The sequence below is a fragment of the Pseudovibrio sp. Ad26 genome (assembly GCF_001623285.1).
In the GTDB taxonomy this organism is placed as follows: Bacteria; Pseudomonadota; Alphaproteobacteria; order Rhizobiales; family Stappiaceae; genus Pseudovibrio; species Pseudovibrio ascidiaceicola.
Genome location: NZ_LMCE01000004.1, coordinates 1 through 12368, shown reverse-complemented (window position 1 = coordinate 12368; position 12368 = coordinate 1). Strand labels below are relative to the sequence as shown.

The following is a 12368-nucleotide window of genomic DNA, read 5'->3' as shown; positions in this document are numbered from 1 at the left end:
CTGGGGTTTGTCATCTGATTTTTAGAAATGTGGGTTTTGATGTGTGTGCTGAGTTAGGATCGAACTTGGGCCGGGATTTGTCGAAATGGCACAAACCACAGAAAACATTGAGGCGAGCCATATTCATTTGGATTCCTCATTTGTCATTGTTTTTTCCAAGTCAAAAGGCATGCGCAGACTCACGTTAGAACAGTTACGTGACTATGAGCTGGAGCCCGACGAATTTTATTGGGCTTATTTGCAGCGGGTTGCCGCTCAGAACCGCGAGTTTCTTGAAGAAATTGGGCTGGAACACAACGATATTGATGGTCTTCTGGCCCGAGAGGTGCGTCCGCATTGTCATGTGCGTACAAAAGGGGCGTTTATTGCCATCAACGTTTTCAATGAGTTGCCGAAACAGGAAAGCGGCGACATGGAATGTGCCCAGATCTGGGTGGATGCTAAGCGGATGATCTGCATCTGGCACGATCCACTGGATGTTTTTCAAAGTTTGGTTGAGGGGTTCAAGGCCCGTGTGCCACCGGAAAGTACGGCAGAATTCTGGGCTCGATTGGTGCTGGCGATTGCGGAACGTGCTGAAGAAATGGTTGAGGTGCTTCAGGACAGGATCGATCATCTTGAAGATGTGGTGCTGGAGACAGGAGATCATCCTTGGGAAAGCGAACTCGCGCAGGTTCGTCGGTTGGCAACCATTGTCAGGCGCAGCATGTTGGCGCATCTGGATATCTTGAGGAATTTTGAAATTGAGAAGTTTGAATGGGTCAATCGGATCAACAAACGCCGCGTTCGTGAAGCGGGTGACCGAGCCCTTCGAATTGCCGAGGAGATGGATGCTATCCGTGAACGCGCAGAAATAGTTCACGACCAGATCATGTTTAAACGATCAGAGAACACCAACCGCTATATGCTGATGATGGCGGCCATTGCCGTGGTATTTCTGCCGCTTAGTTTTGTGACTGGGCTGCTGGGCATTAATGTCGGCGGCATCCCGGGAAGTCATGACCCGGTTGCGTTTAGTATTGTCAGCGGACTTCTGATCATTTTCGGCGTGGGACTGTTTGCAATCGTCCGATGGTTTAGGATTTTTTAGAAGGCTGGCTCCGTGCTTAGTCCTATCAGAAAGCCGGAACCACCATTTGGGAACGTGTTTTAGAAATCGCTGGTAATGCCTTTGACTTCCCAATCGCTGTAGCGGGCAGGATCCAATCCACCGCGGCCATTGAGCTCTTTCGGCATTTCTTTCTGGGCTGCGTCGATCTCTGTGCGGCGCTCTTCAGCTTCTTTTAAAGCACGTTGGGCAGCTGGGGGCAGGTCTTCAAACCGGCGTTTTTTCGGCGCTTCTTCAATCTGCTCCGTCGTATCGACTTCTTGTGTTTTAAAGTTTTCGACGGCTGATTTGTTGTCTTTTTCCATTTCAATCCCCGTTGGCTGATGCTGCTTATCACTGTTGTAAGCTTGCGTTTGCCATTTGGAGCTACCACTTAAGCTGGTAGTGGTAGTTTCACAATGATCGCGTAGCCTTAGATATAGGCGCGAGAGCCTGTGTTTTGCAATGGGCACTGTGTTCATTGATGGATGACCAGCGGAATTGGTGAACTAAGAGAACAGATTGGAGCATTGAAACCATGAACTATGTACGGACCGGTATGCTGCTTGCGGCGATGACCGCTTTGTTTATGGGTATTGGCTTCATGCTTGGCGGCCAAACCGGCATGCTGATTGCTCTGCTGATCGCTGGCGGCATGAACATCTTCTCCTACTGGAATTCGGATCGCATGGTTCTGTCCATGCACCATGCGCAGGAAGTGGATGAACGTCAGGCCCCGGAGCTTTATGGCATGGTTCGTACCATGGCAGCGCGTGCTGAGTTGCCGATGCCGAAGGTTTATGTGATCAACAACCCGCAGCCCAATGCGTTTGCGACTGGCCGAAACCCTGAAAATGCAGCGGTTGCAGCGACGACTGGTCTTCTGAACTCTCTTTCCAAAGAAGAAGTTGCGGGTGTGATGGCGCACGAGTTGGCGCACGTGAAAAACCGTGACACGCTGATCATGACAATCACTGCGACGATCGCTGGTGCGATCTCCATGCTGGCGAACTTTGCGCTTTTCTTTGGCGGAAACCGCAATAATCCGCTTGGTCTGATTGGGTCTATCCTGATGATGATCCTTGCACCAATGGCGGCAGCTTTGGTTCAGATGGCGATTTCCAGAACACGTGAATATGCAGCTGACCGTATGGGTGCGCAGATTTGTGGTAACCCGCTGTGGCTTGCTTCCGCTTTGCATAAGATTGCAGGCGGTGCAGCCCGGGTTGTGAACGAAGACGCAGAACATAACCCTGCAACTGCGCATATGTTCATCATCAATCCGCTTTCCGGTCAGAATATGGACAACCTGTTCTCGACACATCCGAACACAGATAACCGGATCGCAGCGCTTCGTCAGATGGCTTCTGAAGCTGGCTTTACTGAAACGCGTAGTTCTGGTGGTGGTCATTTTAGTGTGCGTGAGACGTCGCAAGCTAAGCCGCAGCGTGAAACACGTCGCCCAAGCGGCCCTTGGGGAGCATCCCGCCAATCAGGTCAGCGTGGTGGGAACGACCAACCCAGCCGTGATGAGCCGCGGAAGCCCAAAGGGCCATGGGGCTAAAAGCAAGGGAAATCTGCGAATGCGAGACGACTCTCGCATTTGCTTTGTTGATTGTACCGTGTTTACCTGAATAACTATTCGCGCTTCCCAAATTGTCTTTGCAATATTAAAGGTTCTGTGGTTAGCCGAGCAGGATTTGACAGTTCTCCTTTGGTTACAACTGGCAGTAATCCGCCGAAACTCTAGTGGAACCTGATGAAACCGGTTGGCCTCTGAGTGAGGCTCTTCACACAAGAATGCATCTTTAAAAGAATAGATGGCGCCGAAGGTCTGGCGACACATTCTGGAATACATGGATCAACGATGAGCGCAGAGCGTAAGAATACATCCTCTCAGGACAGAAACTCCAAGTTCAAGGGGAGAAAGCGTTCTGGAGCACCGAAGACTCCAAGAGACAATGACAGAGCTTCTGAAACGGAAAGCGTAGAGGGTACCTTTAAAGATCCCGGCTATGCGGCTCGTAAGGCTGCCACTGATCTGATTGGTAAAGTTTTGAGCAAGCGTATGCCACTGGATGGCGAGCTTGATCTGAACAATGGTCATCCAGGTTATAAGCGCCTTGAGCCGAACGATCGGGCGCTTGTGCGGGCAATTATTGGCACTGCGCTGCGCCGCCGTGGTCAGATTCAGGACGTGATTGATCGCTTCCTTGACCGTCCTATTCCTGAGAAGACTGGTCGCGTTCTGGATATTCTTCATGTTGCCATGGCGCAGTTGTTCTTTATGTCCGTGCCGGATCATGCAGCAGTTTCCCTTGCAGTGACGCTTGCAGGTCGTGATGCACGTGCCAAGCCGTACAAAAACCTCGTCAACGCTGTTTTGCGCCGTGCAACGCGGGAAGGTGCGGCAATCATCGCAGAGCAGGATACTGCGAAGCTGAATGCTCCTGATTGGATGTTCGCCCGTTGGTGTGAGGTTTATGGCGAAGAAGCTGCGCGTGCGATGTCTGCTGCGCATATGCAGGAGCCGTATCTGGACCTGAGCGTGCCATCCGACCGTGATGATTGGGCGGAAAAGCTGGGTGGTGAAGTTCAGCTGGGTTATTCCGTACGCCTGCAGCCAGATGGGCCGATTGAAAAGCTGGAAGGCTTTGAAGATGGCAAATGGTGGGTTCAGGATGCAGCTGCTGCCGTTCCTGCGCGTTTGCTGGGTGATATCAAGGGCAAAGTGGTTGCAGATTTGTGTGCTGCTCCGGGTGGTAAGACCATGCAGCTTGCCGCCACTGGTGCCGATGTGACCGCTGTCGATATTTCAGCCCGTCGTTTGCAGCGCCTGACACAGAATCTGAAGCGCGTTGGGCTAGAAGCTGAGACTGAAGTTTCTGATCTTCGTGAGTTTGTGCCGGTTGATCTGTTTGATGCGATTCTTCTGGATGCACCTTGTTCTGCGACCGGTACCATTCGCCGTCACCCAGATGTGGCATGGCTGAAGCGCGAAGATGATGTGCTCAAACTCGCTGACCTGCAATACGAATTGCTTGAAAAAGCACTTGGTTGGCTGAAGCCGGGCGGAACTCTTGTTTACTGCACCTGTTCACTGGAACAGGAAGAGGGCGAGCTGCAAATTCAACGTTTGTTGTTGGAGCATCCTGAGGTGCAGCGTGTGCCTGTGACAGCTGAAGAGCTGGGCGGTGTTGCTGAGGCGATCAATTCTCAAGGCGACTTCCGCGCGATGCCAGGTCAGAACCCATCCTCAGGGAAAACATCTGGTGGTCTGGATGGCTTTTTCGCGGCTCGTTTGCGTCTCTCTTAAAAAGAGCTGGTGGAATGTCACTAAGGATTTGCGCAAAGTGGGCATGGTTAACGAGATTTAAAGAGCTTGGGCGCAAACCATTTGTTAAGTTTGTTTAGAGCGTGTCGTTGCAAATCGCTTTCTTGCTCACGCTCTAAATCTTTGTTTTTGTGCGTATCCTTATCTGAAACCGAACTTGCTTTTCGGGGATACGCTCTAATGGAGTGCTGAAGGGGTATGACGGGCGCAACGGTGTCCGAAAGACTTAGAATCCTTAGTCTTTTGACACAAAACATGGCTCAAAACAGTCTGAACTGGGCGCGAGGGGGATCTATGTTCCGCTTGTTCTCGTTTGGAAGTGCGCCATCGCGTCTGCTTATCGCTCCTCAGGATCTGCGCACTGCAGATGCAACAAACGCTGCTGACATTTATGCTGGCCGGTTCTTGTTTGCCGGGCATTTGGTTGAGGTCGGCGGACAGTCCCCGTTTGATGTTGAGCCTCCGAATCTTCAATGGTCGAAAGCGCTGCATGGATTTTCCTGGCTTCGCCATTTGCGTGCTGCTGAAACCAACATGGCGCAGCAGAATGCTCGTGCGCTGGTTGAAGACTGGATCAGAACCTGTGGTCGCTGGCATGATATCGGCTGGAAACAGGAAGTTGTTGCGCGCCGTGTATTGAGCTGGATGGCTCAGTCTCCGTTGTTGCTGACCGGGTGTGAGGCGGACTTTTACCGCGCCTTCATGCGGTCTCTGTACCGGCAGGTGCGTTATCTGCGCCGGACTATGAACAAAGCACCAGATGGCTTGCCACGCTTGACAGTTGCGATGGCGAATGCCTGTGCGACGGTTTCTATGGATGGGCAGGGGCGTCACGTCAAACAAGCTCTGAAACGCCTTGATCAGGAACTGAAACGCCAAATCCTGCCGGATGGTGGTCATATCTCCCGGCATCCCGGTGCGATTATTGAGATCCTCGTCGACCTGTTGCCAATTCGCCAAGCGCTTGTGATGCAAGGGCAAACAGTGTCACCGGTCATGATGGAATCCATTGACCGTATGATGCCGATGATCCGCTTCTTCCGTCACGGTGATGGGTCCTTTGCTCATTTCAACGGCATGGCTTCTACTTCGGGTGATGTTGTCGCGACTATCCTTGCTTATGATGATGCACGTGGAACGCCACCTGTCAGTGCACCGCACTCTGGTTATCAACGTCTGACGGGTGGTGATAGCCTTGTGATGATGGATGTGGGAGCGCCGCCGCCAACGCGTTTCTCCAATAGTACGCATGCTGGCTGTCTCTCCTTTGAGTTCTCCTCAAAGCGCAATCGCATAGTGGTGAACTGTGGGGTCTCTACGCGAGAGCAGGTTGCGTGGAAGATGGTGGCTCGTTCAACTGCTGCGCATTCGACAGCCGGAATTGGCGATACATCTTCTTGTCGTTTTCTGACGTCTTCCCGTTTTGATAAGATGCTGGGTAACCCGGTCCTGTCTGGTCCCAAAGACGTTGAAGCGGAGCGACAGGATACCGATCTTTCTGACCGTGTGATTGCAAGTCATGACGGTTATGTAGAGCGCTATGGTATTGTTCATGAACGTGATCTGACGTTGTCGCGTGATGGAACCGTTCTGGATGGGATCGACCGGTTCAAGCCAACATCTGACAAGGCAGAGGAAGAGACCGTCACGATCCGGTTTCATCTGCATCCGCAAGTGAGTTGCACCATGTTGCCATTGGGTGATGCTGCTGTTTTGCAGTGTGCGGATGGTGAGGCTTGGGAGTTTTCTGCGGATGGGATTGAGTTCTCCGTTGAGGAATCAATTTATCTGTCAGACGTATTTGGCCATCGACAGACACAGCAGATCGTTCTTACCGTTGGTGTGAAAGAAGCGTTGAGCGTGACCTGGATGTTGAGAAAGACTGCCTCTGCCAAGGCACGGCGGAAGACCTAACGTCATTTGTGCTCTTGTCCTTTAGGTGATGTAAACTGCTCCTAAAGGTTACCCGTCAAACCGCTCTGTATCCCCATTAAATGGGTTCCCACGGCTGTGAATAAGTGTTATTTGGCGGGCGTCAAAACCCTTCCATTTTCTCTAAGAGAGTAGGCTTTTACCCATGGCCGTTGTCTCCAAAGGCGTTCCGATACCTGAACTCGTATCGGTTAAGCGTGCGCTTCTTTCTGTCTCCGATAAAACCGGTCTTGTTGAGTTTGCAAAAGCTCTTTCCGAACGTGGAGTTGAGCTGATCTCAACAGGCGGAACTCGTAAAACGATTGCTGAGGCTGGCCTCCCAGTTAAAGACATTTCTGAGGTTACTGGTTTTCCTGAAATCATGGATGGCCGTGTTAAGACGCTCCATCCAATGGTGCATGGTGGATTGCTGAGCATTCGTGATGATGCTGAGCATGTTGCTGCGATGGATGAGCATGGTATCACTGGTATCGACCTTCTTTGCGTGAACCTTTATCCATTTGAAGACACCGTAGCTTCTGGTGCTGATTACGCAAACGGTGTGGAGAACATCGACATTGGCGGTCCAGCAATGACACGCGCTGCTGCCAAGAACCATGCCTACGTAACCACTGTTGTTGACCCTGCTGACTATGCTGCTGTGGTTGTGGCGCTGGATACGCATAAAGGTCAGTCTCCAATTGCTCTTCGTAAGAAGCTGGCGCAGAAGGCTTTTGCCCGCACTGCTGCTTATGATGCTGCTGTTTCCAACTGGATGGCAGAGCAGATTGATGAAGCTGCACCGGACTACCGTGCGATTGGTGGCACGCTGAACGAAGTGATGCGCTATGGTGAAAACCCGCATCAGGCAGCTGGCTTTTATGTGACCGGTGAGAAGCGTCCAGGTGTTGCGACGGCGCGTCAGGTGCAGGGCAAGCAGCTCTCTTACAACAACATCAATGATACGGATGCAGCGTTTGAGCTGGTTTCCGAGTTTGATCCAGCTCGTACGGCAGCTGTAGCTATCATCAAACATGCGAACCCATGCGGTGTTGCTGAGGCGCCTACGCTGAAGGAAGCCTACGAGAAAGCGCTGGCGTGTGATCCGGTTTCTGCGTTTGGTGGCATTGTTGCGCTCAACGGTACTCTGGATGCGGATGCTGCTTCTGAGATTACCAAGATCTTCACTGAGGTGATTATCGCTCCTGATGCGACAGAAGAAGCGATTGAGCTGGTTGCGAAGAAAAAGAACCTGCGTTTGCTTTTGACGAATGGTCTTTCTGACCCACGCGCCAAGGGCCTGTTTGTGAAGACTGTTTCTGGTGGTCTTCTGGTTCAGGATCGTGACAGCGGTGTTGTTGATGATCTGGATCTGAAGGTGGTGACAAAGCGTGCACCGTCTGATCAGGAACTGGCAGATCTGAAAATGGCCTTCCGCGTTGGCAAGCATGTGAAATCCAATGCAATTGTTTACGTTAAAGACGGCGCAACTGTTGGCATTGGGGCAGGACAGATGAGCCGTGTTGATAGTGCTCGCATCGCTGCATGCAAAGCTGAGGATGCTGCAGAAGCTGCTGGCCTTGCTGAGCCTCTGACCAAGGGCTGTGTGGTTGCCTCTGATGCGTTCTTCCCGTTCGCTGATGGGCTGCTTTCCGCTGCAGAGGCTGGTGCTACTGCCGTTATTCAGCCAGGTGGTTCCATGCGTGATGATGAAGTGATCAAAGCCGCTGATGAAGCCGGCTTGGCAATGGTCGTTACTGGAATGCGCCACTTCCGCCACTAGGTGACTGCATCTCTTATAAATTCAGAGCCTTCGCAGGTTATGCTTGCGAAGGCTTTTTTATTGGCCGCTGGTTTTAATTAAAGCTGAAAGCCAATGCTTAGTTGTAATTGTTATGGTGGAGGAAACGAAAACAAGGCGCAAAAGCGTCGCTAACTGCGCATGGTGCAGATGCTGCAAGATCAAGGTTTCCCTCCCAAACTTCAACGCGCCATAGCTTCGGATAACTGGGCTGCGTTTATTGCGAACCGCTTTGTCTGGCTTCTTGCTGGATACTTTATGATTCAGACCATTACTCGTTATTTTGCGTCTCCTGTTTTGGGCTTGGATGAAGCGGAGCAAATTATTGCGGCTCAGAGTTTTCAGTTTGGGTATGGTCCGCAACCACCGCTGTATACGTGGCTGACGATTGTTTTCTTCTCGGTGTTTGGAGACGGATTGTTTGCAACGGCTCTTCTCAAGAACTTCCTGCTTTTTCTGGGTTATTTGGGTGTTTGGCTCACCGCGCGGAAGGCCTCTGATCCGACGCTAGCTGCTATTGGGACAGCCTCACTCATCTTTCTGCCGCAGATCTCTTGGGAGTCGCAGCGGGCGTTGAGCCATTCAGTTTTGATGTTCGCGTGTTCTGCGTGGACGGTTTATCTCTTCCTGACCTGCATCGAAAAACCAAGTTGGTGGCGAGCGGTTGTGTTTGGGGTTGTGATCGCAGCAGGAGCGCTTTCTAAATACAACTACATGTTTTTGCTTGTCGCTTTGATTGCAGCTGGCTTTTGCATTGAGGAGGGGCGTAAGTTCCTATGTTCAAAATACATTCTTGGTTCGACTGTTGTTGCCGTCGTGCTTTTGGTTTCGCCGGCTTTCTGGATGTTTGAAAACCAGGACCTTATCTACGCGCGTGTCCATAAATTTGGGATTGATAAGGTTGAACGGCATTTCCTGACAGGGTTCTTTTCTCTCATAAACGCAGCTTTACAGTTCGTTATTGTGGCTGTGGTCCTGTTTTTTTGCGCTTGGGCGACGAGTTTTTACTGGAAGAATGCTGAACAGCGCGACCAATATGTGAAGGTGACCATTCGCAAACTTCTTACTCTTGTGGTGATCTTTGGGCTGATTATTACCGCAGTCTCCGTTGTTGTTAGTGGGGCGACCAATGTAAAAGACCGATGGCTTCAGCCTATTCTGTTTCTTGCTCCGCTGGTTGCTTCCCTTTGGCTGTTTGCTGAGGTTTCAATGCGACAGGCCAAGATCATTCTTGGCACAGCTAGTGTGCTGTCAGTGCTGATCGTTGTGCTCATTCCCTTCAATTTTGCCTTTGGCAGCTTTAAGAAGCCAAGTGCGCATGCGCTTCCTTCTCAGGCCATTGTTGATACGCTGGCGCAGTATGGCGTGCGGAGTGTTTTGACTACATCACACAGCATTGCGGGTAACATTGGTGACCTGAAGCCGGGTTGGGCGGTGACCATTCCGGAGTATTCCGGCATCGACATCAACTACGCCTATCCGGTTGCTATCCTTTGGAAGGGCCACTCCAAGGCGGTTCCTGCAAACATGTCTGCCCTTTATCAGAAGCTTAAAGGCAAGCCGATCCCTAACAGTGAGATCCATAAGGAAGCTGCGCCTTACTATCATTGGTCAGAATATCCATTCGAGTATAGCTTCATCATTGTTGATGGGAGTGATCAGGCAGTCTCGCGGCACTAGAGTTTTGTGGCTAAATTCTCCCAGTTTTGAGAATGGGTAGATGCTCTGAAAATTGGTAGGCTGGTGATCGCGACTTGAGATCAGGGAGATGGGTCCGTGATATTCGATGAGATTACAGTGGAACCTGCCAGAGAAGCGGATGCGCATCGTTTGGGCGAACTTGTCTTTGCGATGGAAAGCGAACTCTGGCCGGAAGATGAACTTGATGTCGGGCAGTTCAAAATGACGGCTGAAGATATTCTGTCTGATGATGGTTCTCGCTATTGGGCTTATCTGGCACGGTCTCAGGGTGAGCTCCTCGGGCTTATTACGCTGGCGGAAAAGAAGGCCATTTATGCTGGTGGCCGGTTTGGTGAAATCGTTGAGTTCTATGTTGTGCCATCTGGCCGGTGTGCGGGGGTGGGCAAGATACTGCTGGAGCATGCGGTCCTGAAAGGGCAGGAGATGGACTGGCCTTATCTGGAAGTTGGAGCGCCGCATCAACCTGCCTGGAAAACGACGCTAAGTTTTTATCTTAATAACGAATTCAGAGAAATTGGCCCGCGGCTGGAAAGAGAAATTTAGGCGCGATTGCGAGTTCTTTTCGTTTAGGGCTGTTTCACCCAATTCAACAACAGAATGTCCAGAATGGGCTTTTAGGCTGGCGGCAACTTTTGTTTGCTTGGCCAGGAGAAGCCTATGTGTTGGATGTGTAATGACAAAGCGGAGTTGGTGGGATCACCTGAACGCCGTAAGTTTCTGAAAACCGCTGGTGTGTTTGGTGCTGCCCTGGCGACGGGTGGGGTTGGTGCTGTTTCCTCGGCTGGGGCTCAGGAGCCGCCTATTCCTAAAAATGAGATTGACGGTGGTGATGCTCTTAAGCGTTTGATTGATGGTAACAAACGCTACGTTGAGGGGAATATCACCCCTGCGGATTTCCAGAGCACCCGTGCTGCATTGGCTGCTGGGCAGAACCCGTTTGCTGCGATCCTTGGCTGTGCGGATTCCCGTGTGGCGCCGGAGCTGGCGTTTGATACGGGGCGCGGTGATCTCTTCGTTGTGCGTGTGGCTGGCAATGTTGTGACGCCGGAAGGGCTGGCGAGCCTTGAGTTTTGTGTTGATGTGCTGGGCACGCAGCTCATCATGGTGCTGGGTCATGAGCAGTGCGGTGCTGTGAAGGCGGCGATTTCTTCGGTGCAGAGTGGCAACCAGTTTCCCGGTCATATTCAGACGCTTGTTGAGCTTCTTCGGCCTCCTGTGCAACAGGCGCAGGGTGAGAAGGGGGATGTTCTCGTCAATGCCATCAAGGCCAATGTGCAGTGGGGGGTGACGGCTTTGCAGCAGGCATCACCCATTTTGGACAAACACTTCAAGGCGGGGACGTTGAAGGTGGTTGGCGGGGTGTATGACCTTGATACGGGCAAAGTTACAATGGTGACATAAGAGGGTCGGCAGATGGTTGTTCCCATAATCAGGGTGTCTGAAGCGAAGGATCTTCCGGCTTTGCTGGAGCTTGAAGCTCATTATATGGCGGAGTTGGAACCGCAGAACTTTGAGCGGTGGAAGACGTGTGAGGCTGTGCACCGCAAGCGGATGGAAGAGGCTTTGCTGCGCACTTTTGCCGCTGAGATGGCGGATGATATCAAAGGCTATTGTTATTGGGGGCTTCAGAACGACAGTGCTCATATTTTCAACGTGTATGTGCATCCGGATTTTCGCCGCTATGGTTTGGCGAAGTATCTGCTTGAGCGTACGGAGGAGGATATTCAGCGCAAGGGCTTTAGCCAGTGGACGTTCAACCCCATCAAGACCCACCCTGCGAAGGTGTTTATTGAGCAGCTTGGCTATAGATTGCAGTGGGAAGATACGGACCGGCTTCACATGTTCAAGGAGAAGGCGGCGGCGTGAGCCTTCCTGTTATGCAAACAGCTTTAGCACCGCTGGAAATGTCCGGCGGTGTTTTCACGTGAAACTCCCAAAATGGGGAGGGCAAGGCGAGCAGGCAGTGCCTGCGCATTTTATTGGTTACGAGTCTTTGGCATTGGCTGTCGCCTTGCCCGCGCATTTTGGTATGGACAACATCGCCTCTTATCCTGAAAGACACGATAGTCGGTTTCCCGAAAGGACAGTGGCTTTGCTCAGGCAAGTTTCCCGGCCTAAACAGGTCCTCTATCCCTGACATCAGCTGCTCTGACCAGCAAATGCCACTGCGTGATGCCCTTCAAGCTTGGGCCCTTCCTCTCAGACCATGCAGTCACGTCTGAAAATCGGTTCCACCGGACCTTTGAAAGATGCGTTACCTCTCTCAAAAGCCCCACCCAGCCTACGACAAACTGACGGACGGTCCGCCAGTAGCCCGTTACGTAGGCATGGGAGTTAGTATGGCGGCATCTTTTACCAAGGGGGATAAGTTTTTTGCAGCCCCGCCGGTGTCATCCCGGCCCCCGAGTGTTTGTCCCGGAGAGATGGTTGACGTTTGTTCGGGGACATGGGTGACGGTCATGTTATGATGTTAAGTCGATTTTTGCGACTGTGTTTGCTGCAAAACATACGTTGAAGATCTCAGGTTTGTCTGA

At 51.7% G+C, this 12368-nt stretch carries 10 protein-coding genes; 9 read left to right on the top strand and 1 reads right to left on the bottom strand.

Annotated elements, in window-relative coordinates:
- Positions 1-85 precede the first annotated feature (85 nt).
- Positions 86-1090: a CorA family divalent cation transporter gene (locus PsAD26_RS00860; protein WP_063308903.1), complete on the top strand. Its 1005-nt coding sequence runs from the start codon at positions 86-88 to the stop codon at positions 1088-1090.
- A gap of 59 nt (positions 1091-1149) precedes the next feature.
- Here the strand turns inward: PsAD26_RS00860 and PsAD26_RS00855 are convergent, their stop codons facing one another.
- On the bottom strand, positions 1150-1413 hold the full coding sequence (locus PsAD26_RS00855) for a DUF1674 domain-containing protein (RefSeq protein WP_057464666.1): 264 nt from the start codon (positions 1411-1413) through the stop codon (positions 1150-1152).
- A gap of 212 nt (positions 1414-1625) precedes the next feature.
- On the opposite strand from PsAD26_RS00855, the gene htpX reads away from it, so the two are divergent.
- The 8 genes from htpX to PsAD26_RS00810 all read left to right on the top strand — a co-directional run bounded on the left by htpX (position 1626) and on the right by PsAD26_RS00810 (position 11700).
- Positions 1626-2651 (top strand): zinc metalloprotease HtpX, encoded by a 1026-nt coding sequence (htpX, locus tag PsAD26_RS00850; protein ID WP_063308902.1) that lies wholly within the window; start codon positions 1626-1628, stop codon positions 2649-2651.
- A 303-nt stretch (positions 2652-2954) separates the two neighbouring features.
- On the top strand, positions 2955-4403 hold the full coding sequence (rsmB, locus tag PsAD26_RS00845; RefSeq protein WP_084403522.1) for a 16S rRNA (cytosine(967)-C(5))-methyltransferase RsmB: 1449 nt from the start codon (positions 2955-2957) through the stop codon (positions 4401-4403).
- Positions 4404-4676: 273 nt separating this feature from the next.
- Positions 4677-6335 (top strand): heparinase II/III family protein, encoded by a 1659-nt coding sequence (locus PsAD26_RS00835; protein WP_063308900.1) that lies wholly within the window; start codon positions 4677-4679, stop codon positions 6333-6335.
- Between the two features lie 163 nt (positions 6336-6498).
- A complete protein-coding gene (gene purH / locus PsAD26_RS00830) occupies positions 6499-8115 on the top strand; it encodes a bifunctional phosphoribosylaminoimidazolecarboxamide formyltransferase/IMP cyclohydrolase (protein ID WP_063308899.1) in 1617 nt (538 codons plus the stop codon).
- A 168-nt stretch (positions 8116-8283) separates the two neighbouring features.
- Positions 8284-9813, top strand: coding sequence for a glycosyltransferase family 39 protein (locus PsAD26_RS00825; RefSeq protein WP_063308926.1), 1530 nt, complete (start codon positions 8284-8286; stop codon positions 9811-9813).
- Positions 9814-9909: 96 nt separating this feature from the next.
- Positions 9910-10377, top strand: coding sequence for a GNAT family N-acetyltransferase (locus tag PsAD26_RS00820; RefSeq protein WP_208859974.1), 468 nt, complete (start codon positions 9910-9912; stop codon positions 10375-10377).
- Between the two features lie 114 nt (positions 10378-10491).
- Positions 10492-11235, top strand: a complete 744-nt coding sequence (locus PsAD26_RS00815; protein WP_244278119.1) for a carbonic anhydrase — start codon at positions 10492-10494, stop codon at positions 11233-11235.
- A gap of 12 nt (positions 11236-11247) precedes the next feature.
- Positions 11248-11700, top strand: coding sequence for a GNAT family N-acetyltransferase (locus tag PsAD26_RS00810; RefSeq protein WP_063308897.1), 453 nt, complete (start codon positions 11248-11250; stop codon positions 11698-11700).
- Positions 11701-12368 lie beyond the last annotated feature (668 nt).